General features: G+C 75.5%; 21 protein-coding genes. 17 read left to right on the plus strand and 4 right to left on the minus strand.

Features of this window, described 5'->3' with window-relative positions:
- Positions 1-30 precede the first annotated feature (30 nt).
- The 4 genes from QMQ26_RS26410 (at position 31) to QMQ26_RS26425 (ending at position 3126) form a co-directional block, all read left to right on the plus strand.
- The gene (locus QMQ26_RS26410; protein ID WP_282202905.1) at positions 31-1140 is read left to right on the plus strand and encodes a hypothetical protein; all 1110 of its coding nucleotides are present in this window, start codon (positions 31-33) and stop codon (positions 1138-1140) included.
- Positions 1137-1292, plus strand: a complete 156-nt coding sequence (locus tag QMQ26_RS26415) for a hypothetical protein (RefSeq protein WP_158585553.1) — start codon at positions 1137-1139, stop codon at positions 1290-1292. The genes QMQ26_RS26410 and QMQ26_RS26415 overlap by 4 nt, the downstream gene beginning before the upstream one ends.
- 36 nt (positions 1293-1328) lie before the next feature.
- A complete protein-coding gene (locus QMQ26_RS26420; protein ID WP_100840113.1) occupies positions 1329-2135 on the plus strand; it encodes a TlyA family RNA methyltransferase in 807 nt (268 codons plus the stop codon).
- Positions 2136-2226: 91 nt separating this feature from the next.
- Positions 2227-3126 carry an NAD kinase gene (locus QMQ26_RS26425; RefSeq protein ID WP_100840112.1) on the plus strand — a complete coding sequence of 300 codons (900 nt, stop codon included), beginning with the start codon at positions 2227-2229 and terminating at the stop codon, positions 3124-3126.
- Positions 3127-3169: 43 nt separating this feature from the next.
- On the opposite strand, the gene yczR is transcribed toward QMQ26_RS26425, so the two are convergent.
- Complete coding sequence (yczR, locus tag QMQ26_RS26430; RefSeq protein ID WP_282202906.1) at positions 3170-4642, minus strand: MocR-like transcription factor YczR; 1473 nt, start codon at positions 4640-4642, stop codon at positions 3170-3172.
- Between the two features lie 112 nt (positions 4643-4754).
- On the opposite strand from yczR, the gene yczE reads away from it, so the two are divergent.
- The 3 genes from yczE (at position 4755) to QMQ26_RS26445 (ending at position 8547) form a co-directional block, all read left to right on the plus strand.
- A complete protein-coding gene (yczE, locus tag QMQ26_RS26435) occupies positions 4755-5465 on the plus strand; it encodes a membrane protein YczE (protein ID WP_282202907.1) in 711 nt (236 codons plus the stop codon).
- A 63-nt stretch (positions 5466-5528) separates the two neighbouring features.
- A complete protein-coding gene (recN, locus tag QMQ26_RS26440) occupies positions 5529-7262 on the plus strand; it encodes a DNA repair protein RecN (RefSeq protein WP_282206617.1) in 1734 nt (577 codons plus the stop codon).
- Positions 7263-7386: 124 nt separating this feature from the next.
- Positions 7387-8547, plus strand: coding sequence for a glycosyltransferase family 4 protein (locus QMQ26_RS26445; protein WP_282202908.1), 1161 nt, complete (start codon positions 7387-7389; stop codon positions 8545-8547).
- A 49-nt stretch (positions 8548-8596) separates the two neighbouring features.
- On the opposite strand, the gene QMQ26_RS26450 is transcribed toward QMQ26_RS26445, so the two are convergent.
- Entirely contained in the window at positions 8597-10525 is a 1929-nt protein-coding gene (locus QMQ26_RS26450) for a glycoside hydrolase family 15 protein (RefSeq protein WP_282202909.1), read from the minus strand.
- Between the two features lie 335 nt (positions 10526-10860).
- Here QMQ26_RS26450 and QMQ26_RS26455 point away from each other — a divergent pair, with 335 nt between their 5' ends.
- The 10 genes from QMQ26_RS26455 (at position 10861) to QMQ26_RS26500 (ending at position 23098) form a co-directional block, all read left to right on the plus strand.
- Positions 10861-12531: a CTP synthase gene (locus QMQ26_RS26455; RefSeq protein ID WP_282202910.1), complete on the plus strand. Its 1671-nt coding sequence runs from the start codon at positions 10861-10863 to the stop codon at positions 12529-12531.
- Positions 12532-12642: 111 nt separating this feature from the next.
- On the plus strand, positions 12643-13266 hold the full coding sequence (locus QMQ26_RS26460; protein WP_282202911.1) for an NUDIX domain-containing protein: 624 nt from the start codon (positions 12643-12645) through the stop codon (positions 13264-13266).
- A 324-nt stretch (positions 13267-13590) separates the two neighbouring features.
- Positions 13591-15486, plus strand: a complete 1896-nt coding sequence (locus QMQ26_RS26465) for a tetratricopeptide repeat protein (RefSeq protein ID WP_159073332.1) — start codon at positions 13591-13593, stop codon at positions 15484-15486.
- A 240-nt stretch (positions 15487-15726) separates the two neighbouring features.
- Positions 15727-16842 carry an alanine dehydrogenase gene (gene ald / locus QMQ26_RS26470; RefSeq protein WP_282202912.1) on the plus strand — a complete coding sequence of 372 codons (1116 nt, stop codon included), beginning with the start codon at positions 15727-15729 and terminating at the stop codon, positions 16840-16842.
- Positions 16843-17291: 449 nt separating this feature from the next.
- Positions 17292-18353, plus strand: coding sequence for a ParA family protein (locus tag QMQ26_RS26475; protein WP_404813961.1), 1062 nt, complete (start codon positions 17292-17294; stop codon positions 18351-18353).
- 41 nt (positions 18354-18394) lie between these two features.
- Entirely contained in the window at positions 18395-18874 is a 480-nt protein-coding gene (locus tag QMQ26_RS26480) for a hypothetical protein (protein ID WP_282202913.1), read from the plus strand.
- Between the two features lie 140 nt (positions 18875-19014).
- Positions 19015-19815 carry a segregation and condensation protein A gene (locus QMQ26_RS26485; protein WP_404813962.1) on the plus strand — a complete coding sequence of 267 codons (801 nt, stop codon included), beginning with the start codon at positions 19015-19017 and terminating at the stop codon, positions 19813-19815.
- On the plus strand, positions 19812-20645 hold the full coding sequence (gene scpB / locus QMQ26_RS26490; protein ID WP_282202914.1) for an SMC-Scp complex subunit ScpB: 834 nt from the start codon (positions 19812-19814) through the stop codon (positions 20643-20645). The genes QMQ26_RS26485 and scpB overlap by 4 nt, the downstream gene beginning before the upstream one ends.
- Positions 20645-21901, plus strand: a complete 1257-nt coding sequence (locus tag QMQ26_RS26495) for a pseudouridine synthase (RefSeq protein ID WP_282202915.1) — start codon at positions 20645-20647, stop codon at positions 21899-21901. The genes scpB and QMQ26_RS26495 overlap by 1 nt, the downstream gene beginning before the upstream one ends.
- Positions 21902-22120: 219 nt before the next feature.
- Positions 22121-23098 carry a helix-turn-helix domain-containing protein gene (locus tag QMQ26_RS26500; protein ID WP_100840101.1) on the plus strand — a complete coding sequence of 326 codons (978 nt, stop codon included), beginning with the start codon at positions 22121-22123 and terminating at the stop codon, positions 23096-23098.
- An 88-nt stretch (positions 23099-23186) separates the two neighbouring features.
- On the opposite strand, the gene QMQ26_RS26505 is transcribed toward QMQ26_RS26500, so the two are convergent.
- Together QMQ26_RS26505 and QMQ26_RS26510 are read right to left on the minus strand one after the other, a co-directional pair.
- A complete protein-coding gene (locus QMQ26_RS26505; RefSeq protein WP_100840100.1) occupies positions 23187-23549 on the minus strand; it encodes a DUF952 domain-containing protein in 363 nt (120 codons plus the stop codon).
- 49 nt (positions 23550-23598) lie between these two features.
- Complete coding sequence (locus QMQ26_RS26510; protein WP_282202916.1) at positions 23599-25188, minus strand: mucoidy inhibitor MuiA family protein; 1590 nt, start codon at positions 25186-25188, stop codon at positions 23599-23601.

Consider the following 25188-nt stretch of genomic DNA (forward strand, 5'->3'; position numbering starts at 1 on the left):
AGTCGGTGGCGGCGGCGAGGAGGCGGACGGATGCTGCAGGACGCGGTGCGGGGTGTGCGGGGCGTGCTGGTGGTGGCGGCGGAGCTGGCCGAGGGGGCGGGCCGCCGGGTGCTGGACACGGCCGGGGAACTGCTCAGGCCCAGGGGTGAACTGCCCCCCGGGGTCGAGCAGTTGCGGGTGCTCGCCGAGGAGGCGGTGACGGCCGGACGGGCCGGGGTCGACCTGGTGGCCGGGGTGGCCCGAGGCGAGGCGGAACGGGTGTTCGAGAAGGTCGGCGACCAGGTGGTGAAGGTCGGCGTGGTGCTGAGCTTCCTGGAGTCGAAGCTCCGGGAGGTCGAGGAGGAGCCGGTCGCGGCGGAGGAGCCGCCGGACGAGGAGCCCGAGCCCGAGGAGCCGGTGGCCCCGGTGGTGCGCCCGGCCGCGCGGGCCCAGGGCCTGTTCGACGCGGGTTGGGACGCGGAGCCGGAGACCCCGGCGGAGGACGCGGCGGCCGGGGACCGGAAGGCGGCGGCGCGCAAGGCGGCGGCCCGCAAGCAGGCGGCGGGGTCGGCGTCGGGTGTCAAGAAGGCCGCGGCGCGCCGGGCCCCCGGGGAGGGTGCCGGGACGGCGGACGGCGCACCGGCGGGACCGCGACGGGCTCCGGCGCGGAAGGCGGCGGCCCGCAAGGGGGCGGCCGCGAAGCAGGCGTCGGCGCAGCGCTCGGTGCCGCGCAAGGCGACCCCGGTGACCCGGACGGCCCCGACGGCTTCGGCGGATTCGGTGGATTCGGTGGTCGGGACACCCGCGGAGCTGGCGGAGAAGGCCGCGGCGGGGAAGGCGGCGGTCAAGCGGACGGTCCCGTCCGTCCCGGCGGCCGGCGGCGCGTCGGCGCAGGGGGCGTCCCCGAGCGCGGCGCTGCCCGCGAAGAAGGCCCCGGCGAAGCGCGGCGCGGCGAAGAAGGCCGCCGCGAGCGGGACCGCGGTCAACGAGGGCGCGGCGAAGAAGGCCGTCGCGAAGAAGGCCGCCGCGAAGAGGACCCCGCGAACGGGACCGCTGCGAACCCGCGTGCGGCGAAGAAGGCCACCGCGAAGCGGACGCCCCCGCCCCCGGGCGGCGGGCCGGGACCGGAGCCGGAGCAGGGGACGAGGGGGCCGGTGGTGAGTGAGGGGGACCGGACGGGGGAGTCCGAGGTGGACGTGGCGCTGGCCCTGCTGGGGGAGCTGGACGGGGCGGGGGCGGAGCGGTGCGTCGAGGTGTACGAAGATGTCCATGCGCGGCTCGCCGCGACCCTCGCGGCGCTGGACCGCGGGTGAGGACCGTCCGATGTGGGAGCTGACGTAGCAGTGGCAGTGGCACGACGCCGTCTGGACGCGGAGCTGGTGCGCCGCAAGCTGGCCCGTTCGCGGGAGCACGCGAGCGAGTTGATCGCGGCGGGCCGGGTGTCGGTGGGCGGCGCGGTGGCGACGAAGCCGGCGACGCAGGTGGAGACCGCGGCGGCGGTGGTGGTCGCGAAGGACGACGCGGACCCGGACTACGTCTCGCGCGGCGGGCACAAGCTGGCGGGCGCGTTCGCGGCGTTCGTGCCGCAGGGCCTGGTGGTGGCGGGCCGGCGGGCGCTGGACGCGGGCGCGTCCACGGGCGGGTTCACGGACGTGCTGCTGCGCGCGGGCGCGGCGCACGTGCTGGCGGTGGACGTCGGCTACGGGCAGCTGGCCTGGTCGTTGCAGAGCGACGGGCGGGTGACGGTGATGGACCGCACCAACGTGCGGGAGCTGACGCCGGAGCTGATCGGCGGGGAACCGGTGGACCTGGTGGTGGGCGACCTGTCGTTCATCTCGCTGGGCCTGGTGCTGCCGGCGCTGGCCCGCTGCGCGGCGCCGGACGCGGACCTGGTGCTGATGGTGAAGCCGCAGTTCGAGATCGGCAAGGAGCGGCTGGGGTCGGGCGGCGTGGTGCGTTCGCCGGAGCTGCGGGCCGAGACGATCCGGCGGGTGGCCGGGCAGGCGTGGGAGTCGGGGCTGGGGGTGCGGGCGGTGGCGGCGTCGCCGCTGCCGGGGCCGTCGGGGAACGTCGAGTACTTCCTGTGGCTGCGCCGGGACGCGGAGCCGCTGGATCCGGCGGCGGCGGACCGGGCCGTGGCCGAGGGGCCCCAGTAGGGTACTTGGCAGGCGTCCGGGCGTTGCGCAGACTGGCAGGTCGTGGTCGGGCCGCAACGGCCCGGCGGGCGTAGGGAGAGGGCAGCGGGGAATGAGCGATCGTCGTACGGTCTTCCTGATCGCGCACACCGGCCGGGAGGCGGCCCTGCGCAGCGTGGAGGGCGTGGTGGACGGCCTGCTGCGGGCGGGGATGCGGATTCGGCTGCTGGAGTCCGAGGCGCCGGACCTGGACCTGCCGGACGGGGTGGAGCTGGTGCCCGGCGGGCACGGCGCGGCGGACGGCTGCGAGCTGATCCTGGTCGCGGGCGGGGACGGCACGCTGCTGCGCGGGGCGGAGCTGGCCCGGGAGTCGGGGCTGCCGATGCTGGGCATCAACCTGGGCCGGGTGGGGTTCCTCGCCGAGGCCGAGCGCGACGACCTGGCGACCGTGGTGGAGCGGGTGGTGGCCGCCGACTACGAGGTCGAGGAGCGGATGACCATCGACGTGCTGGTGCGCACCGACGGGAGCGTGCTGCACGAGGACTGGGCGCTGAACGAGGCGTCGGTGGAGAAGGCGTCCCGGGAGCGGATGCTGGAGGTGGTCACCGAGGTGGACGGCCGCCCGGTGTCGAACTTCGGCTGCGACGGGGTGGTGCTGTCCACGCCGACCGGCTCCACGGCGTACGCGTTCTCCGGCGGCGGGCCGGTGGTGTGGCCGGAGGTGGAGGCGCTGCTGATGGTGCCGATCAGCGCGCACGCGCTGTTCGCCCGGCCGCTGGTGACCTCGCCGGACTCGGTGCTGGCGGTGGAGGTGCAGCCGCGGACCCCGAACGGGGTGCTGTGGTGCGACGGCCGCCGTTCGGTCGAACTCCCGGCCGGGGCGCGGGTGGAGGTCCGCCGGGGCAAGGTCCCGGTGCGGCTGGCCCGGCTGCACCGGGCCCCGTTCACCGACCGGCTGGTCGCCAAGTTCGCTCTCCCGGTGACGGGTTGGCGCGGCCGGTCGGACAACTGACCGGCCGGATCGGCGGGTTGACGGGACGTCGGGGGAGGGCGGGTCAGAGCGCGGCGGGGGCCGGGTCGGCGCCGGAGAGGCGCTCGGTGCGGGCCAGCGCGGCGGCCTCGGCGATCCGCCGCAGCGCGTCGGGGACGTGCGCGGCGGGCAGGGTGAGCGGCAGCCGCAGGTGCTCCTCGAACGCGCCGTCGACGCCGAACCGGGCCCCGGAGGCGATCCGGACGCCGGTCCGCTCGCCGGCCCGGGCCAGCGCGGTGGCCGGCAGCCCGGGGGTGGCGGCCCACAGCGCGAGGCCGCCGGGCGGCAGGGCGAAGCGCCAGGCGGGGAAGTGCCGGGGCAGCTCGCGGGCGAACGCCTCGGCGGTGGCCCGCAGCTGCGCGTGCCGCTCGGCCCGGATCGCCGACAGGTGCTCGGTCAGCAGCCGGGCCGCGACCAGTTGCTCCAGCACGGGCGTGCCCAGGTCGTACAGCGCCCGGTCGGCAGCCAGTTTGCGGACCAGGGAGGGCTGGGCGCGCAGCCAGCCGATCCGCAGGCCGGGCCAGAGGATCTTGCCGGCCGAGCCGACGGTGATCACCTGGGCGTCCCGGTCGAGCGCGGCCAGCGGGCGGGGCAGGTCGGAGTCGGCGACGCCCCAGCCGAGTTCGGCGCAGGTCTCGTCGGCGATCACGGCGGTGCCGGCGGCCCGGGCGTGGGCCAGCAGGGCGCGGCGCCGCTCCTCGTCGACCAGCGCGCCGGTGGGGTTCTGGAAGTCGGGGATGACGGAGGCCAGCCGGGGCGCGGCGCCGCGCAGCACCCGCTGCCACTGCGCGAGGTCCCAGTCGGCGGGCCCGGCCCCGTCGCCGGTCAGCGGGACGGGCACCAGGCGGGCGCCGGCCCGCTCCAGGGCGCGCAGCGTGTTGGCGTAGCTGGGGGCCTCGACGGCGACCCGGTCGCCGCGCGACAGCAGCGCCTGGTGGGCCAGGTGCAGGGCGCTCATCGCGCCGGTGGTGACCAGCACCTGCTCGGAGCCGGTGGGCAGGCCGCGCTCGGTGTAGCGGCGGGCGACGGCCTCGCGCAGCACCGGCAGCCCGGTCGGGTAGTTGCCGTGCCCGGCGGTGTACGCGGGCAGGTGGGCGACGGCGTGCGCGGCGGCCTCGGCGAGCTGCGGCGGGGCGGTGGGCGCGGCCAGGCCCAGGTCGAGGACGCCGCCCTGGTCGGGGGAGACGGGGTGCAGCGCGTCGGCGGGCGGCGCGGTGCCCGCCGGCAGGGCCGTCCAGGAGCCGGCGCCGCGCCGCGAGCGCAGGTAGCCGTCGGCGCGCAGCGCCTCGTACGCGGCGGCCACGGTGGTGCGGGACAGGTGCAGCTCGGCGGCGAGCTCGCGTTCGGCGGGCAGCCGGGTGCCGACCGGGAGGCGGCCGTCGGCGACCAGTCGGGAGACCTGCGCGGCCAGCGCCCGGTAGGCGGGGCGGCGGCCGTCCGGGGCGGGCAGTTGGCGGGCGAGGGCGTGCGGGGTGAGCGTGCTGTGCCACTCGGCCATCGTCGATCAGTCCACTCGGTTCGGATTGGCCCTGTCGGGTCGGGTTTTGGACTGCCATAGTGGCGTGCAGCGCCGGAGAACGGCAAGCACCGCACCGAGAAGAGGTCCACCGATGGCGGTCTCCCTGACCCTGCCCCCGTCCCGCACCGACGCGTCGCCGCCCACCGACCCGCCCGGCACCGCACCGACCCGCGGCCCGTCCCGCCGGCTGCCCCGCCGACTCGCCCAGCTCGCCGTCGGCCTGGTGCTGTACGGCGTCTCGATGGGCCTGGTGCTGCGCTCCGCGCTCGGCGGCAACCCGTGGGACGTCTTCCACCAGGGCCTGGCCCGGCACGTCGGGCTGAGCGTGGGCACCTGGGTGACGGTGGTGGGCGCGCTGGTGCTGCTGCTGTGGATACCGCTGCGGCAGAAGCCCGGCGTCGGCACCCTCGGCAACGTCGCCGTCCTCGGCGTGGCCATGGACGCCACCCTGTCCCTCGTCCCGCACCCGCACGCCCTCGCCGTGCGCGTCCCGCTGCTGGCCGCCGGCATCGTCCTCAACGGCCTCGCCTCCGGCCTGTACATCGGCGCCCGGCTCGGCCCCGGCCCCCGCGACGGCCTGATGACCGGCCTGCACCGGCGCACCGGCCGCTCCGTCCGGCTGATCCGCACCGGCATCGAGCTGACCGTGCTGACCGCCGGCGTCCTCCTCGGCGGCACCTTCGGCCTCGGGACCCTCGCCTACGCCCTGGCGATCGGCCCGCTGGTGCAGTTCTTCCTGCCCCGGCTGACCGTCCCCGAGCAGGGCCGGACGGCGCCCGCCGGTGCCGCCACTCAGGGGTGAACCGGGGGCGGTCGTCGCAAAGCGACGGTGGAACCTCGTAAGGTCGTCTCCGTGTTGGACGAGATGCGGATACGGGATCTGGGTGTCATCGACGACGCCGTGGTCGAACTCGCCCCCGGCTTCACCGCCGTCACGGGCGAGACCGGCGCGGGCAAGACCATGGTGGTGACCAGCCTCGGTCTGCTGCTCGGCGGCCGGGCCGATCCGGCGTTGGTGCGCAACGGCTCCGAACGGGCGGTGGTGGAGGGGCGGTTGACGCTCGACCCGGACTCGCCGGTGGTGGCCCGCGCCCTGGAGGCGGGGGCCGAGCTGGACGACGGCGAGCTGCTGGTCAGCCGCACCGTCTCCGCCGAGGGCCGCTCCCGGGCGCACGTCGGCGGCCGCTCGGTGCCCGTCGGGCTGCTCGCCGAGCTCGGCGAGGACCTGATCGCGGTGCACGGCCAGACCGACCAGCAGCGGCTGCTGCGCCCCTCCCGGCAGCGCGGCGCGCTGGACCGGTACGCGGGCGAGGCCGTCGCCGAGCCGCTGGCCCGCTACCGCGAGGTGTACCGGGAGCTGCGCCAGGTCTCCGCGACCCTGGAGGAGCTGACCACCCGGGCCCGGGAGCGCGCCCAGGAGGCCGACCTGCTGCGCTTCGGACTGGAGGAGATCGCCGCCGCCGAACCGGTCGCCGGAGAGGACGCCGAGCTGGCCGTGGAGGCCGAGCGGCTGGGCCACGCCGACGCGCTCTCCTCCGCCGCCACGCTCGCGCACGCCGCCCTCGCGGGCGACCCGGCCGACCCGGAGGCCGTCGACGCGGGCACCCTGCTGGCCCAGGCCCGCCGCGCCGTCGACGCGGTGCGCCACCACGACGAGCGGCTGGCCGCGCTGGCCGAGCGGCTCGGCGAGTGCGGCTACCTGCTCGCCGACGTGGCCGGCGACCTCGCCGGGTACGCCGACGACCTGGACGCCGACCCGGTCCGGCTGGCCGCCGTCGAGGACCGCCGGGCCGTGCTGACCCACCTGGTGCGCAAGTACGCGGGTACCGAGGGCACCCTGGCCGAGGTGATCGCCTGGGCCGAGACCGGCTCGGTGCGGCTGCTCGAACTCGACGGCGACGACGAGCGGATCGACGAACTCGGCGCGCGGGAGACCGAGTTGCGCACCCGGCTGGCCGACCTGGCGGCCGAGGTCTCGCGGGCCCGGCACGCCGCCGCCGACAAGTTCGCCGCCGCGGTCTCCGACGAGCTCGCCGAACTCGCCATGCCGCACGCCCGGGTGACCTTCGCGATCAGCCAGCTGGACGACCTGGCCGGGATCGAGCTAGAGGGCCGCAGCGTCTCCTACGGCCCGCACGGCGTCGACGAGGTCGAGGTGCTGCTCGCCCCGCACCCCGGCGCCCAGCCCCGCCCGATCGCCAAGGGCGCCTCCGGCGGCGAGCTGTCGCGCGTCATGCTGGCCGTCGAGGTGGTCTTCGCGGGCGCCGACCCCGTCCCCACCTACCTGTTCGACGAGGTCGACGCGGGCGTCGGCGGCAAGGCCGCGGTCGAGATCGGCCGCCGGCTGGCCAAACTCGCCCGCAGCGCGCAGGTCGTGGTGGTCACCCACCTCCCGCAGGTCGCCGCGTTCGCCGACCGGCACCTGGTGGTGGAGAAGACCAACGACGGCGTCGTCACCCGCAGCGGCGTCAAGACGCTCAACGACGAGGAGCGGGTGCGCGAACTCTCCCGGATGCTGGCCGGATTGGAGGACTCCGAACTCGGCCGGGCGCACGCCGAGGAGCTGCTGGAGGCGGCCCGCACGGCCCGCGCCCGCTGACCCGGGGCCGGCCGGCACCGCCGCGGGCGACGCGCCAGCGGCGGTGCCGACTGTCCAAGAGGCGGACCGACCTGGCATGGTGGCGAGCGGACACCAGCTGACAACGAGTCGGAGCGAGACAGACGTGGACCATTCCGCCGCGCGGGCCGCCGCGGCCCCCCAGCTGCACGTGGTGCTCGTCCTCGCCGCCGCGACCGGCGGCATCGGCGCCCACGTGCGCTCCCTCACCCAGGGCCTGGTCGCCCACGGCGTCACCGTCACGGTCTGCGCGCCCGAGGGCACCGACCGGCTGTTCGGGTTCTCGGCGGCCGGCGCCCGGCCGCACACCGTCGACATCACCCCGACCTCCGGGGCCCGCAGCGACGCCACCGCGATCGGCGAACTGCGCCGCGCCTTCACCGGCGCCGACATCGTGCACGCCCACGGCCTGCGGGCCGGCCTGCTGTCCGACCTGGCGCTGCGCACCGCCGGCCGCTTCCCCGGCATCCGCCCGGAGACCCCGCTGGTGGTCACCTCGCACCACGCGCTGCTCACCACCGGACTCGACCGCCGCCTCCAGCGCCTGATGGAGCGCCGGGTGGTGCGGGCCGCCGACCTGGTCCTCGGCGCCTCCTCCGACCTGGTCGCCCGGGCCCGCGAACTCGGCGCCACCGACGCCCGGCTGGGCCCGGTCGCCGCCCCGCCGATGCCGCCCGGCACCCTGGACCGGGACGACGCCCGCAAGGCGCTGCCCGGCGGCGACGACGGCCGCCCCGTGGTGCTGGCGATCGGCCGGCTCGTCCCGCAGAAGTGCTTCGGGCTGCTGCTCGACGCCGCCGGGCACTTCGCCGCGCCCGGCGCCCCCGCCCCGCGCGTCCTGCTGGCCGGGGACGGCCCCGAGCGGCAGGACCTGCGCGAGCGGATCGCCGCCGAGCAGCTGCCCGTCGAACTGCTCGGCTACCGCACCGACATCCCCGACCTGCTGGCCGCCGCCGACCTGGTGGTGCTCTCCTCCCGTTGGGAGGCCCGCTCGCTGGTCGCCCAGGAGGCCATGCGGGCCGGCGTCCCGGTGGTGGCCACCGCCGTCGGCGGCGTCCCCGAACTGGTCGGCGACGCCGCCGTCCTGGTCCCGTTCGCCGACCCCCGGGCGCTGGGCGCCGCCGTCCGCGACCTGCTCGCCGACCCCGGCCGCCGCGCCGCGCTCTCCGCCGCCGGCCGGGCCCAGGCCGCCACCTGGCCGGACGAGGCGGCCACCGTCGCCCAGGTGCTGTCCATCTACGACGAGCTGGCGCAGCGCCGCCCCTGACCCCCCGTCGACGGCCCGGCCGCCCGTCACCGGCCCGCCCGGCGGGCGGTCAGCCGTCGGACAGGTTGAGCCCGCCCGCCGCGGTCAGCCGCAGGGCGGTGTCGATCAGCGGGACGTGGCTGAACGCCTGCGGGAAGTTGCCGACCTGGCGGCGGGCCCGCGGGTCCCACTCCTCGGCGAGCAGGCCCAGGTCGTTGCGCAGGGCCAGCAGCCGTTCGAACAGCTCGCGGGCCTCGCCGACCCGGCCGATCATCGCCAGGTCGTCGGCCAGCCAGAACGAGCAGGCCAGGAACGCGCCCTCGTGCCCGGACAGCCCGTCCACGTTGTTGCCGTCGTCGTCGTGGGTCGGGTAGCGCAGCACGAAGCCGTCCTCGGTGGACAGTTCGCGCTGGATCGCCTCGATGGTGCCGATGACCCGCTTGTCGTCCGGCGGCAGGAAGCCGACCTGCGGGATCAGCAGCAGCGAGGCGTCCAGCTCCCTGCCGCCGTAGTACTGGGTGAAGGTGTTGCGCTGCGGGTCGTAGCCGCGGGCGCACACGTCGGCGTGGATCTCGGCGCGCAGGGCCGTCCAGCGCTCGGTCAGGCCGGGCGGCTGCTCGTCGGCCTGGGCCAGCAGCTTGAGGGTGCGGTCGACGGCGACCCAGGCCATCACCTTGGAGTGCACGAAGTGCCGGCGCGGGCCGCGGACCTCCCAGATGCCCTCGTCCGGGTTGCGCCAGTGGTCCTCCAGGTACTCGATCAGGCGCAGTTGCAGCTGGTGGGCGTGGTCGTGCCGGGACAGGCCGGACATGGTGGCCAGGTGCAGGGCCTCGACCACCTCGCCGTACACGTCGAGCTGGAGCTGCCCGGCGGCGCCGTTGCCGACCCGGACCGGGCGGGAGTCCTCGTAGCCGGGCAGCCAGTCGAGTTCGGACTCGGTGAGTTCGCGCTCCCCGGCGATGCCGTACATGATCTGCAGGTTCTCCGGGTCGCCGGCCACCGCGCGCAGCAGCCACTCGCGCCAGGCCCGGGCCTCCTCGCGGTAGCCGGTGCGCAGCAGCGAGGAGAGGGTGATCGCGGCGTCGCGCAGCCAGGTGTAGCGGTAGTCCCAGTTGCGCTCGCCGCCGAGGTCCTCGGGCAGCGAGGTGGTGGGGGCGGCGACGATGCCGCCGGTGGGGGCGTAGGTGAGCGCCTTGAGGGTGATCAGCGAGCGGACCACGGCCTCCCGGTAGGGGCCCTGGTAGGTGCACTGGTCGACCCAGTCGCGCCAGAACCGCTCGGTGGAGGCCAGCGCGCCCTCGGCGTCCGGCGGGGCGGGGGCCGGCTCGTGCGAGGCCTTCCAGGTCAGGCCGAAGGCGATCCGCTCGCCCGCGGTGACGGTGAAGTCCGCGTACGTGGTCAGGTCGCGCCCGTAGGTCTCGGCGTGGCCGTCCAGCCACACCGAGTCGGGCCCGGCGACGGCGACGGTGCGCTGCCCGACCTCCGGGTGCTCGACCCGGTGCACCCAGGGCACGATCCGGCCGTAGCTGAAGCGCATCCGCACCGCCGAGCGCATCCGGACGGTGCCGGCCAGGCCCTCGACGATCCGGATCATCTGCGGCACGTCGGGCGTGCCGAGCAGGTGGCGGGGCGGCATGAAGTCGATCACCCGGACAGTGCCGCCCTCGGTGTCCCACTCCTGCTCCAGGATCAGCGAGTCGCCCCGGTAGCGGCGCCGGTCGCACGGCACCGCGGGGGCGGCGGCGGTGACCGGCGGGACGCGCAGCTCGCCGGTGTCCAGCAGGGCCGAACGGGGCTCGGGCGCGGCGGGCGGCGGCTCGACCGGGGTGGCCGGGCCGATCCGCCAGAAGCCGTGCTCGTCGGTGCCCAGCAGCCCGGCGAACACCGCGGGGGAGTCGAACCGGGGCAGGCACAGCCAGTCGACCGCGCCGTCCCGGCTGACCAGCGCCGCGGTCTGCATGTCCCCGATCAGCGCGTAGTCCTCGATGCGACCGGCCATGGTTCTCCGTTCCGTGCGGGCCCCGCGGCGGACGGTGCGCACAGGGTCGGGCGAGGATGTCGACGTTTGAGCAGAATACGTGGATTCGGGTGGTTCGGCCGCCCCCACGCGCCCCCACCGCCTGCCCGCGCGCGCCGGGGCCCATGCCGGGCGACCCCGTCCGAGCTGCGCCGATGCGCCGTCCGGCCGATCCGCGCCGGGCCGCCGCACCCGGACGCGGACGACCACTCGCCGGGGCACTGATACGCTGGTATCCCGTGGAACTGGTGGGAACGAGGGCCGGGAGCCCCTCCACCGGCGTCACCCTCCGACACGCGACCCACGGGAGCCCCCTCTTGGCACAGCCCCATTCCGGCAAGTCGGCCAACGGCCGCGCCGTGACGACCAAGCACCTCTTCGTCACCGGGGGTGTCGCCTCTTCGCTCGGCAAGGGCCTCACCGCCTCCAGCCTCGGCGCCCTGCTCAAGGCCCGCGGCCTGCGGGTGACGATGCAGAAGCTCGACCCGTACCTCAACGTGGACCCGGGCACCATGAACCCGTTCCAGCACGGTGAGGTCTTCGTCACCGACGACGGCGCCGAGACCGACCTCGACATCGGCCACTACGAGCGCTTCCTCGACACCAACCTGCACGGCTCGGCGAACGTCACCACCGGCCAGGTCTACTCCACCGTGATCGCCAAGGAGCGGCGCGGCGAGTACCTCGGCGACACCGTCCAGGTCATCCCGCACATCACCAACGAGATCAAGTCCCGGATTCGCCGGATGGCGACCGAGGACGTCGACGTGGTGATCACCGAGGTCGGCGGCACCGTCGGCGACATCGAGTCGCTGCCGTTCCTCGAGGCCGTCCGCCAGGTCCGCCACGAGGTCGGCCGGGACAACGTCTTCTTCGTGCACGTCTCGCTGCTGCCGTACATCGGCCCGTCCGGCGAGCTGAAGACCAAGCCCACCCAGCACTCGGTGGCCGCGCTGCGCAACATCGGCATCCAGCCCGACGCGATCGTGCTGCGCGCCGACCGCGAGGTGCCGCAGGCCATCAAGCGCAAGATCTCGCTGATGTGCGACGTCGACGAGGAGGCCGTGGTCGCCGCGATCGACGCCAAGTCGATCTACGACATCCCCAAGGTGCTGCACGGCGAGGGCCTGGACGCGTACGTGGTGCGCCGCCTGGACCTGGCCTTCCGCGACGTGGACTGGACGGTCTGGGACGACCTGCTGCGCCGCGTCCACGAGCCGCAGCACGAGGTCAAGGTCGCGCTGGTCGGCAAGTACATCGACCTGCCGGACGCCTACCTGTCGGTCACCGAGGCGCTGCGGGCCGGCGGCTTCGCCAACAACGCCCGGGTGCAGATCAAGTGGGTCGCCTCGGACGACTGCGAGACCCCCGAGGGCGCGCAGGAACAGCTCGGCGACGTGGACGCGGTCTGCATCCCCGGCGGCTTCGGCGACCGCGGCGTGGACGGCAAGGTCGCCGCGATCACCTACGCCCGCGAGCACAAGGTGCCGCTGCTGGGCCTGTGCCTGGGCCTCCAGTGCGTGGTCATCGAGGCCGCCCGCAACCTGGCCGGCCTGCCGGAGGCCAACTCCACCGAGTTCGACGCCGCCGCGAAGTACCCGGTGATCTCGACCATGGCCGAGCAGCTGGCCATCGTCGACGGCAAGGGCGACCTGGGCGGCACCATGCGCCTGGGCCTGTACCCGGCGAAGCTCGCCGAGGGCTCGATCGTGCGCGAGGTGTACGGCGGCGAGCAGTACGTCGAGGAGCGCCACCGCCACCGCTACGAGGTCAACAACGCCTACCGCGCCGACCTGGAGAAGACCGGCCTGCAGTTCTCCGGCCTCTCCCCGAAGGGCGACCTGGTCGAGTACGTCGAGTACCCGCGCGAGGTGCACCCCTACCTGGTCGCCACTCAGGCCCACCCCGAGCTGAAGTCCCGCCCGACCCGCCCGCACCCGCTGTTCGCGGGGCTGGTCGCGGCGGCGATCGACCGCAAGATCGGCTGAGCGCCCCCGGGGCGCGGAGCGCCCGCCGGGATCTTCCCGGCGGGCGCTCCGGCGTGTCGCGGGGCGGCGTCCGGTAGATTGCGTCTATCTGACGAGAAGGGGTGGTGCCCGGTGGCCGGGATTCACGACGTGGCCGAGGAGTGGGACGTCCGGGACGGGAGCACGCCCTTCCGGGGCAAGGTGACCGGCGTGCGCAGCGAGCAGGTCCGGATGCCCGACGGGACGTGGGCGCAGCGCGACTACCAGCTGCACCCCGGGTCGGTCGCGGTGCTCGCGCTCGACGGAGACGGGCGGGTGCTGACCCTGCGCCAGTACCGGCACCCCGTCCGGCACCGGCTCTGGGAACTCCCGGCGGGGCTGCTCGACGTCCCCGGCGAGAACCCGCTGCACGCGGCGCAGCGGGAACTCTTCGAGGAGGCCCACACCAAGGCCGGGCACTGGCGCGTCCTGGTCGACTTCTTCACCTCGCCCGGCGGCAGCGACGAGGCGGTCCGGCTCTTCCTCGCGACCGACCTGTCGGACGCGGACGGCGAGCGCTACGAGGCGCACGGCGAGGAACTGGAGCTGGAGGCGGCCTGGGTGCCGCGGGAGGAACTCGTCCGGCTGATCCTGGCGGGCGAACTCCACAACCCGACCCTGGTCACCGGCGTCCTGGCGCTCGGCGCGGCCCTGGCGGGCGAGGGCCTCGACGCGCTGCGGCCCGCCGACGCGGAGTGGCCGGCCCGGCCGTACTGAGCCCCAACAGACGGGGGCGCGGGGAACTGCACGACCGGCCGTGGGAACGTCGGCGAGATCGCGGGACGGTGCAACCCGTCGTCCTGCGTCGCGGCCCGGCTGCGGGTGCGTGGTGGGCCGCGCAGTTCCCCGCGCCCCCGGTTCCGCTCTGTCGCGCAGGTCGCCCCGTGCCCCCGGTTCCGTCTTCGCTTTGCTCCAGCGAGGTGATTCGGCCGTTGGTCATACCGGGGCGTCTCGGCGGGGCGGGGTGATCGAACTACGCTTCGCGGACAGGGCCCGGTGCGCGGGTCGGGTTCGCTGGGCGACGGGTCGGGAGTGGCGCGGGTGGCGAGGAAGACGGCGGCGGTGGCCGAGGCGGCCGGGATCTTCGACGCGTTGCCCGCGGGGGCCCGGCCGTTCGCCGGGCGGGGGGCGGAGCTGGCGGCGCTGACGCTCGCCGCGGGGCGGCCCGCGCAGGGGCGCGGGCGGCTGCTGGTGCTGGCGGGGCGGCCCGGTTCGGGGCGCAGCGCGCTCGCGGTGCGGTGGGCCAGGTCGGTGGCCGGCGACCACCCGGACGGGTTGCTGTACGCGCGGCTGTCCGCGCCGGACGGCAGCCGGGTGGGGGCCGGGCGGGCCGCCCGGATGCTGCTGGACCAGCTGGGCGAGCGGCCCGGCGCGGCGCTGCTGCCCGGCGCGGCCGAGGAGGACCCGGCCTGCGAGGCGCTGCGCGAGGCGCTCGGGCAGCGCCGGGCACTGGTGCTGCTGGACGACGTCCGGGACGCCGGGCAGGTGTGGCCGCTGCTGGCCGAGAAGACCGAGTCGCTGCTGCTGGCCACCACCTCCGGGCCGCTGATGGGCATCGACGGCATCGACCCGGTGATCCTCGGCGGGCTGGACCACCGGGCCGCGGTGGACCTGCTGGGCGAGCTGGTCGGCGGGACCAGGATCTCCTGCGACCCGGTGGGCGCCGCCGACCTGGCCGAGGCGTGCGCCAACCGCCCGGCCGCGCTGCGCCTGGCGGCGGGCTGGCTGCGCACCGAGCCCCGGCTGGCGGTCACCGACGCCGCCGCCCGGCTGCGCACCGTCCCGGGGCCCGCCCCGGTGGCGGTGGAGGGGCCGCAGCGGCCCGCGGACCCGGAGCGGGAGACGGTGCCGGTGGTGGAGGGCGACCCGCTGCGCGGGGCGTTCGAGCTGGCGTACCGGCGGCTGCCCGCGGCCCGGGCCCGGTTGCTGCGGCTGTGCACGCTGGCGCCCGGCCAGCGGGTCGACCTGCGCACGGCGTCCGCGCTGGTGGGCTGCCCGGCGCCGGAGGCGGGGGCGGCGCTGGCCGAGCTGGAGCAGTTGGAACTGCTGGAGCGCGAGCCGGACGCGGCGGACGGCACCGCCCGCTACCGGGTGCCGGGCCGGCTGTACGGGCGGCTGGTGGAGCTGCGCGGGGAGGCCGACCGCCCGTCCGAGGTGGAGCTGGCCCGGGCCCGGCTGCTGGAACGGCTGGTGCGGCTGGTGGACTCGGCGCGGATGCTGCTGGACCCGGCGGCCGGCCCCCACCCGGACCCGCTGCCCGGCCCGCTGCGGCTGCGCACCGCCGCGCACGCCGAGGGCTGGCTGCTGGGGGAGCGCGAACTGCTGCTCACGGCCGTCGCCGACGCGGTCGGCCAGGGCGACCTGGACGGCTCCGCGGGCCGCCTGGTCACCGCCCTGCTGCGGGCCCTGCCGCTGACCGGCGAGGCCGCCCCCGCCGACCTGCACGCCCTGCACGAGTCGGTGCTGAAGGTCGCCGAGCGGCAGGGCAACCCGCGCCGGGCCGCCGCCGCGCTGCTGAACCTGGGCGACCTGCAGGCCGCCGCCGGGCGCTGGGAGCAGGCGGGGGAGCGCTACCGCCGGGCCGTCGAGCTGGCCCGCGGGGCGGGCGACGAGGCGGGTTGCGCCCGCGCGCTGGAGGGCGTGGGCCACGGGCACCGGGCGCTCGGCGACCCGCTGCGCGCCGCCGACGCGTACGGGCGGGCCCTGGTGCTGCGGCAGGCGCTGGGCGACCAGCCGGCCGAGGCCCGGCTGCTGGTGCGCCTGGCGGAGGCGCACACCGGGCTGCGGCGCTTCGAGGAGGCGCTGCGCGAGTACCGCTCGGCGGCCGCGGTGCTGCGCCGCACCGGCGACGGGCGGGGCGAGCGGGAGGTCGCGGCGCTGGCCGCGCGGCTCCAGCGGCACCTCGGCCAGGAGGGCCGCCACCCGCTTCCGGAGTAATGTCGTAGATGCGGAGTTCGCCCCGCAATGTGGCCCGGGAAGGCATGCAAGCCTACGAACCTGCCAATGAGTCCGGCTGATTTAGTCACTTTGGAAGGCTGACACGCCGACTGGGCTTCATTACACTCGAACTCAGTCGCGCATAGGTCCATGCACCGGCCTGTCCGTTGTGCCCTTCATGTGCGTCGCCCGCCGGGCTTCCCCGGCAGGTATCCCCCATGGCAAGAGGACGTGTTAGCCGTGAAGGTCGGCATCCCCCGCGAGGTCAAGAACCACGAGTACCGCGTGGCCATCACGCCTGCCGGTGTGCATGAGCTGGTCCGCAACGGCCACGAGGTCGTCATCGAGGACAACGCCGGCGTCGGCTCCTCGATCCCCAACGAGGAGTACGTGGCCGCCGGTGCCACCATCCTCCCCACCGCCGACGAGGTGTGGGCCGCGGCCGACATGATCCTCAAGGTGAAGGAGCCCATCGCGCAGGAGTACCACCGCCTGCGCAAGGGCCAGACCCTCTTCACCTACCTCCACCTGGCCGCCGACCGGGCCGGCACCGACGCGCTGGTCGCCTCCGGCACCACCGCGATCGCCTACGAGACGGTGCAGCTGCCCAACGGCGCGCTGCCGCTGCTCGCCCCGATGTCCGAGGTCGCGGGCCGGCTGGCCCCGCAGGTCGGCTCCTACCACCTGATGCGCCCGGCCGGCGGCCGCGGCGTGCTGCCCGGCGGCGTGCCCGGCACCCACCCGGCCAAGGCGGTCGTCATCGGCGGCGGCGTCTCCGGCTGGCACGCGGCCACCATCGCCATCGGCATGGGCTACGAGGTGACCCTGCTCGACCGCGACATCAACAAGCTGCGCGAGGCCGACAAGGTCTTCGGCACCAAGGTCAAGGCGATCGTCTCCAACTCCTTCGAGCTGGAGAAGGCCGTCGTCGAGGCCGACCTGGTGATCGGCGCCGTGCTGATCCCGGGCGCCAAGGCCCCCAAGCTGGTCACCAACGAGCTGGTCGCCAAGATGAAGCCGGGCTCCGTGCTCGTCGACATCGCCATCGACCAGGGCGGCTGCTTCGAGGGCTCGCACCCCACCACGCACGCCGAGCCGACCTTCCAGGTCCACGACTCGGTCTTCTACTGCGTGGCCAACATGCCGGGCGCCGTCCCCAACACCTCCACCTACGCGCTCACCAACGCGACCCTGCCGTACGTGGTCGAGCTGGCCAACCGCGGCTGGAAGGAGGCGCTGCGCCGGGACGCCTCGCTCGCCAAGGGCCTGAACGTGCACGAGGGCCAGATCACCTTCCCGGCCGTCGCCGAGGCCTTCGGTCTGGAGTCGGTCCCCCTGGAGAGCGTGCTCGCCTGACGCCCCCTCACCCGCTGTCGCCCCCGGCCGTCCTTCCCCTTCGCGCCGGGGGCTTCGGCATGCCCGGGGGGCGGCCGGACGGCTCGGGGGTGACCGCCGGCGGTCAATTCCAGTGCGGTTTGTCACCCGCTCTGTCGACAAGGACACCTGACGGGCCCTCACGGCCCGGCGCGGGGGCGGAAACGTTAGGCTCGTGTCTTGACACGGGGTGGGTGAACGGCCGACACACACGGCCCACTACCGTGGATTGTGTTGCTGCGAATGCCCGAAACGGCCTAGAGTCGCAAACCGTTGGCATGCTGCCACGCTGACGAATCGACATAGAGTCCTGGACGTCCAAGGAGGTAAGACGACTTGTGAATGAGTCGACATTTGCTCCCGGGGGTGGTCAGCCAGGACTGGCGGAGCTCTCCGCCGGGCAGCCGAACGAGGAAGCCCGGCAGGCCACGGTGGGCACGCAGGAGGTCGGCTCGGTCGCGGTCCGCACCTTCGAGGCCCGCCAGAGCGCGGCGGCAGCCGCCACCGACTACGACGCCGACTTCGCCGCGTACGGCCTGGCCTACAGCGAACTCGGCTACGGGCCCTACGACGACCCGGACGCCGAGTACGAGCCCGACCCCGAGTACGCCGCCACCCTGGCCCCCGACGCGGCCCGCCAGCGCCGCGAGCGGGTCGGCCCGACCGGCCGCCCGCTGCCGTACTTCCCGATCCCCGCGCCGCTCGCCGAGCACGGCCCCGCGCAGATCATCGCGATGTGCAACCAGAAGGGCGGCGTCGGCAAGACCACCTCCACCATCAACCTGGGCGCGGCGCTCGCCGAGTACGGCCGCCGGGTCCTGCTGGTGGACTTCGACCCGCAGGGCGCGCTCTCGGTCGGCCTCGGCGTCAACCCGATGGAACTCGACGTCACCGTCTACAACCTGCTCATGGAGCGGGGCCTGACGGCCGACGAGGTCCTGCTGAAGACCGCCATCCCCGGCATGGACCTGCTGCCGTCCAACATCGACCTGTCGGCCGCCGAGGTGCAGCTGGTCAGCGAGGTGGCCCGGGAGTCGGCGCTGGCCCGCGCGCTCAAGCCGCTGCTGCCCGACTACGACTACGTCATCATCGACTGCCAGCCCTCGCTGGGCCTGCTCACCGTCAACGCCCTGACCGCCGCGCACAGCGTCATCGTCCCGCTGGAGTGCGAGTTCTTCGCGCTGCGCGGTGTCGCGCTGCTCACCGAGACCATCGAGAAGGTCTGCGAGCGGCTCAACCCCGAGCTGCGGCTGGACGGCATCCTGGCCACCATGTACGACTCGCGCACCGTGCACTCGCGCGAGGTGCTGGCCCGGGTCGTCGAGGCGTTCGGCGAGCACGTCTTCCACACCGTCATCGGGCGGACCGTCAGGTTCCCGGAGACCACCGTGGCCGGCGAGCCGATCACCACCTACGCCACCAACTCGGTCGGCGCGGCCGCCTACCGCCAGCTCGCCAGGGAGGTGCTCGACCGGTGCCGCCCCGCCGAGTGAGCCTCCCGGGGGCCGACGAACTGTTCCGGGCAACCGGCGGAATGGCCCTGTCGCCCTCGCTCGCGCGCAACAACGGCAACGGCTCCGGCCCCGCGAACGGCACCGTTGCGGTGAACGGCGCGGCCCCCGCCGGGCAGGAACCCCCCGGGAGCGGCGAGGGCGCCGCTCCCGCACCGCGCACCGCCGAGGTGCCGGCCGCCAGACCGGAGGCCGCCCCGGCGGCCCCTGCGGGGCGCGCGGAGGACCCCGCAGAGGCCCGCCGGACGGCCCCGGCCACGGTGCGCGGACGCGGACGGGCCCGGCGGCCCTCCGGGCGGGAACGGCACGACGAGAAGATCACCGTGTACGTGTCCGCCGAGGAACTGATGGACCTGGAGCACGCCCGCCTGGTGCTGCGCGGCGAGCACGGCCTGGCCGTGGACCGCGGACGGGTCGTCCGCGAGGCCGTCGCGGTGGTCCTGGCGGACCTGGAGCAGCGCGGCGAGGCGTCGATCCTGGTGCGCAGGCTGCGCGGCCGCTGAGGGCCGCCGTGGGGCGCTGCGGGGGCGCTCCGTGAGGGCTCCGCGCGGGCGGGCGGGCCGCCCGGCCGGGCGCGCGGTTCCCCCGCGCCCCGGTGTCGCGTCCGCCGTCGCGCCCCGGGGCGTCTGCCAGAATGTCCGTTATGGCGTTCCAGGTCCGATTGGAGAACTTCGAGGGGCCGTTCGACCTGCTGCTCGGACTGATCGCCAAGCACCGGCTGGACGTCACCGAGGTGGCGCTGTCGAAGGTCACCGACGAGTTCGTCGCGCACATCAGGGCGATGGGCCCGGAGTGGGACCTGGACGCGGCGACCGAGTTCCTGGTGGTCGCGGCGACCCTGCTGGACCTCAAGGCGGCCCGGCTGCTGCCCGCCGCCGAGGTCGAGGACGAGGAGGACCTGGCGCTGCTGGAGGCGCGCGACCTGCTGTTCGCGCGGCTGTTGCAGTACCGGGCGTACAAGAAGGTCGCGGCGCTGTTCGCGGAGCGCTGGGAGGGCGAGGCGCTGCGCCGGCCGCGGACGGTCGCGCTGGAGCCGCGGTACGCGCTGCTGCTGCCCGAGGTGGTGCTGTCGATCGGCCCGGAGCGCTTCGCCCGGCTGGCGGCGAAGGCGTTCGCGCCCAGGCCGCGGCCGGTGGTGTACGTCGACCACATCCACGTGCCGCCGGTGAGCGTGCGCGAGCAGGCCGCGCTGGTGGTGGAGCGGCTGCGCGCGCTCGGCGCGGCCACCTTCGGGCAGCTGGCGGCCGACGCGGACGGCACCCTGGTGGTGGTGGCCCGGTTCCTGGCGCTGCTGGAGCTGTACCGGGAGAAGGCGCTGGTCTTCGAGCAGCCGCGGGCCCTGGAGGAACTGGTGGTGCGCTGGGTCGCCGCGGACGGCCGGGCGGTCGAGGTCACCGACGAGTTCGACCGCCCGGCGGGCGGCGAGGAAGGCGGTACGGCATGACGGAGCGGCCCGCGCGCCGGTCCCTGGGGCTGCCGGGCGCGCACCGGCCCGGCGAGTGGCAGGAGTCGGCGTACCCGGACGGCGCCCGGATCGAACCGGTGGAGCGCGTCCTGGCGCTGCCGGAACCGGAACCGGGGACGGGACCGGAACCGGGATCGGAACCGGCACCCGAAGCGGTGGCGGCGCCGGAGCCGGGGGGCGTCCCGCTGCGGGCGGCGCTGGAGGCGGTGCTGATGGTCGCCGACGAGCCGGTGGCGGAGGGCCGGCTGGCCGCCGTGCTGGACGCGCCGAAGGCCGAAGTGGCCTCCGTGCTGCGGGAGTTGGCCGCCGAGTACACGGCGCAGGGGCGCGGTTTCGAGCTGCGGCAGGTGGCCGGCGGGTGGCGGTTCTACAGCCGCGCGGAGTGCGCGGAGGCGGTCGAGCGGTTCGTGCTGGACGGGCAGCAGGCCCGGCTGACGCAGGCCGCGCTGGAGACGCTGGCGGTGGTCGCGTACCGGCAGCCGGTGTCGCGCGGGAGGGTTTCCGCGGTCCGTGGTGTGAACTGCGACGGCGTGATGCGTACCCTGGTACAGCGAGGACTGGTCGAAGAAGCCGGCACCGAGCCCGAGACCGGAGCGATCCTGTATCGGACGACGAACTACTTCCTGGAACGGATGGGGCTGCGCGGCCTGGACGAGCTGCCGGAGCTCGCGCCCTTCCTGCCCGAGGTCGACGACGTGGAAGCGGAGTCCCTGGAGGGCACGATGATCGCGCAGGCGGTCGCCGCCGCACAGGAAGGGCCGAGGCCGAACCAGGCCGACCAGACGGATATCGACGTACGGACATTTTGATGCGTAGCAGTGGCAACGGTGGCAACGGCAGGAACAGCGGCGGCCAGGGCCGGGGCGGGCAGGGCGGCCGCGGCGGCCAGCAGGGCGGGGGCCGGGGCGGATCGTCGTCCTACGGCGGCGGCAGCGGTGGCGGCCAGGGCCGCGGCGGGCAGTCCGCGCGCGGCGGTTCGGGCTCGGGCTCGGGCTCGTACGGTGGCGGCGGCGCCCGCGGTGGTTCGGGCTCCGGCTCGTACGGCGCGGGTTCGCGCGGCGGCAGTGGCGGCGGGCGGGGCGAGGAGCGGCGTTACCCGGACCGCCCGCTGCGCCCGGAGGAGCGCCGGTACGACCGGCCCGAGTACGGCGGCGGGCCGAACGCGACGCCCGGGCGCGGCGCGTACGACTCCCGCAAGCCCGGGGCGGCGCCCCGGCCGCGCCGGGAGGGGCAGGGCGCGCCCGGCGACCCGCGGCGCCAGCCGCAGCGCTCCCGGGAGCTCCAGGGCCGGATCGAGGACCGGGTGCTGGCCCGGCACGAGGGCCCCGGCAAGGAGGTCGGCGAGGAGGGCGAGCGCCTGCAGAAGGTGCTGGCGCGGGCCGGCATGGGCAGCCGCCGGGCCTGCGAGGAACTGATCTCGCAGGGCCGGGTCGAGGTCAACGGCGAGCCGGTGCTGGAGCAGGGCCGCCGGGTCGACCCGGTGAAGGACGAGATCAAGGTGGACGGCCTGACCGTCGCCACCCAGTCCTACCTGTTCTTCGCGCTCAACAAGCCGGCCGGCGTGGTCTCCACCATGGAGGACCCCGAGGGCCGGCAGTGCCTGGGCGACTACGTGACCAACCGGGAGACCCGGCTGTTCCACGTCGGCCGCCTGGACACCGAGACCGAGGGCATCATCCTGCTCACCAACCACGGCGAGCTGGCCCACCGCCTCACCCACCCCCGGTACGGCGTCACCAAGACCTACCTGGCGGCGATCCAGGGCCCGCTGCCGCGCGACCTGGGCAAGACGCTCGCCAAGGGCGTCGAGCTGGAGGACGGCTGGGCCCGCGCCGACAGCTTCAAGGTGGTCTCCAACCTCGGCAAGAACTACCTGGTCGAGGTGACCCTGCACGAGGGCCGCAAGCACATCGTGCGCCGGCTGATGGCCGAGGTCGGCTTCCCGGTCGAGAAGCTGGTGCGCACCGCGTTCGGCCCGATCTCGCTGGGCGACCAGAAGTCCGGCTGGCTGCGCCGCCTGACCAACCCCGAGGTCGGCACCCTGATGCGCGAGGTCGGCCTGTAGCCGCGACCGCCACCGGAGCCCGTCCGCCGTGCCACGGCGGACGGGCTCCGGCGCGTGCGCGGACCGGCTTTGCCGGGTCTTGACATGTGAGGCGCACCGCACGGCCTTGCCATCGTTCCGCCCGGTGGCAGAAGATTGCCACCGAAGTTCGCCCCGGCGCGTGGCGGAAGTGCGCCACCGCGTCAGGCCACCAGGGCGGCGGGGGAAGGAAGCACCACCATGCTGGACGCATTCACCGTGCTGGGCCTCGGCCTGACCGACGGCCAGGTGTACGCCGCGCTGGTCGTCGCGCCGCAGTCCACCGCCCAGGAGCTGGCGGAGCACTGCGGCCTGACCCTGGAGCAGTGCCGGGCGGCCCTGGACCGGCTCGCCGAGCAGGGCATGGCCACCCGCGCCCCGGTCGACCGGGAGCGCTACCTGTCGGTCGCCCCCGACGTCGCCATCGGCACCCTGATCGGCCACCGCGAGGCCGAGCTGCGCTCCGCCCGGGCCGAGATGCACCGGCTGATGGACGCCTTCCGGGAGGCCTCCCGGTACACCGACCCGGCGCACTCGGTGGAGGTGCTCACCGGCGGCGAGGCGATCGCCCAGCGGCTGGAGCACCTGATCGAGTCCAGCCAGTACCAGATCCGCGGCTTCGACTGCCCGCCGTACGTGCAGGACCCGACGGTCGAGCAGCCCCGGCAGCGGGCCAAGCTCAAGTCCGGGGTGCGGATTCGCACCGTCTTCGACAAGGAGGCGATCGCCTGGCCCGGGCGCCTGGAGCAGGAGATCCTCACCGGCGTCGAGGACGGCGAGGAGGCGAGGGTCCGGCCGGTGCTGCCGATGAAGATGATGATGGCCGACGACAAGATGGCGATCATCCCGATCAGCGTCGGCGACAGCGTGCTGGACGCCGCGTACGTGATCCACCCCTCCGCGCTGCTCCAGGCCCTGGACGCGCTGTTCGAGGCCGAGTGGGAGCGCGCGGTGCCGCTGCAGACCGTGCTCGGCGACGGCGAGGGCCCCGGGCCGGAGGCCGACCACCTCAAGCTGCTGGGCCTGCTCGCGGCCGGCCTCACCGACGAGTCGATCGCCCGCTCGCTGGGCTGGAGCGCCCGCACCACCCAGCGCCGCCTCCAGGGCCTGATGCGGGAGCTGGGCGCCACCACCCGCTTCCAGGCGGGCATGGCGGCCCGGGAGCGCGGCTGGCTCTGAGCGCCCGGCCCGCCCGGGGCCGGTGACGGGCCGTCAACGCCCGCCGACGGCCCCGTGCGGGCCCGGGCCGCGCCCCGGGCCCGCGGGGTCAGCTCCAGGGCCGCAGCGCCGCCCAGCGCCCGTCCGGGCCGCGCTCCAGCTTCTCCAGGCCCAGCACCGCCGTCCGGTTCAGCCGCCCGTACACGTGCGGGAACAGCACCCCCTCGGCGGTGCCCGGCGGCGGCCCGCCGGTGGCCGCCTCCCACTTCACCATCGGCTCGACCAGCGCCTCCTCGATCAGCAGCGCCATCAGCGGCTCCGGGGCGTCCCGGAAGAACGCGTTGGCCACCGCCAGCACCGTGGGTTCGTCCGGCGAGCAGTGCAGGAAGCCCTCGGTCAGCAGCGACGCGGCGGTGTACGGCCGGCCCGGGTCGCGCAGCCAGTCGTCCAGCGGGGCGAGGTGGTAGATCATGCCTCTGTTGTACCCCTCCCGGGCCGGGCCGCCGGGCCAGGGGCGCGGCTCACAGCCCCGCCACCTTCGCCGTCGCCGCGATCTCGTACACCAGCGTCACCGTGCGCCGGCCGCCCGGCGGCAGCGGCACCTCCCAGCGGACGATGCCCTCGGCGTCCAACTCGTCCGGCGGCGGCGAGCAGTGCTCCTTGCGCAGCCGCACCTGCACCGCCGACACCTCCGAGACCGGGATGCGCTCGCGCAGCACCACCACCCGCTCGCCGTGCTCGTCCGGGCCGGAGAAGCGCGACAGGTGCAGCCGCACCGTGCGGGTCACCAGGGTGCGCTGGCCGCCCAGGCCCGCGCCCTCCCGGCGCTCGTCCGCCTCCCGGACCACCCGCAGGCCGTCCGAGGAGCCGAACGCCAGCCGCACCGGCGCGCCCGGCGCGGTGAACTCCAGCGCGCCCCGGCCGGTGTGGCCCGAACCGCGCACCAGGTCCACCGGGCCGGCCAGCAGCGCGTGCCCCGCCGCGTTGCGGAACGACACCACCTCCGTCACCGCGTCCGACAGCTCCGGCGCCGCCGCGTACTCGCTGCGCGCCGCCGCCTCGAACACGCTCACCGGCACCCGGTGCGCCCGCCCGTCCGCGGGCACCGACACCGGGCCGTCCACCCGCAGCACCCGCACCTCGCCGCCGTCGTCCACCCCCGGCAGGCCCGGCTCCAGCGGGCCGGCGTCCGGGACGGCCTGCTCGCGCAGCTCCACCTCGACGGTCTTCTTCTCCTGCGCCGAGCGCTCCCGCAGCACCAGCCGGTCCTCGGCCAGCGCCGGCGGCTCGCCCGCCGACGCCGACCGCGCCGTCGACAGCGTCAGCCGCACGTCCGACCAGTCCTCGCCGGTGCGCTGCCACACCACCGCGTCGCTCTCCAGCCGCAGCCGGCCGTCCACCAGCTCGGCCCGGTACGCCGGACGCCACAGCGCGCACGCCACCAGGTGCCCCACCCGGGCCAGGAACCGGCCCGGCGCCGCGCACTCCACCGACAGCTCCACGAACGCCAGCAGCTCGGCCGGCTCCCGCTCGGCGAGGTCCAGCGCCTCCTCGGCCCGGGCCAGCTCGGTCGCCAGCTCCACCGAGCGCAGCCGCGAGGCCCGCAGCCGCTCGCCGTACGACTCCCGCTCCGCGTCCACCCGGTCCAGCTCGCGCGACCAGCGGGCCTGCTCCAGCTCGCCGCTGCCCGCGCCCTCGCCGATCTCCCGCAGCAGGTCCGCCGCCAGCTGGCCGAGCAGCGCCAGCCTGGCCTGCCACCGCTCCTGGCGGCGCGACTCGGCCAGGTGCTCGCGCTCCAGGTCGTGCACCCGGCGGCGCAGCGCCGAGTCCTCCGGCCCCGGCGGCAGCGGCACCGGCGGCTGCCAGGACCGCACCAGCCGCACGTCCAGCACCTTCGCCCCGCCGCCGGGCGCGCCGTCCGCGTCCAGCAGCGCCGCGTGCAGCGAGCGGTCCACCGCCAGCGCCGTCACCGGGCCCAGCCGCAGCCGGTGCACGCCCGGCGACAGTTCCAGTTCCGCCGTCCGCTCCAGCTGCGCCCGGTCCTCCAGACAGGTCACGGCCGTCACCGGAAGGGCGATCGTCTCCTCGGCCACGTTCCACTCCTCCGGCAC

This window comes from Kitasatospora fiedleri, assembly GCF_948472415.1.
Taxonomy (GTDB): Bacteria; Actinomycetota; Actinomycetes; order Streptomycetales; family Streptomycetaceae; genus Kitasatospora; species Kitasatospora fiedleri.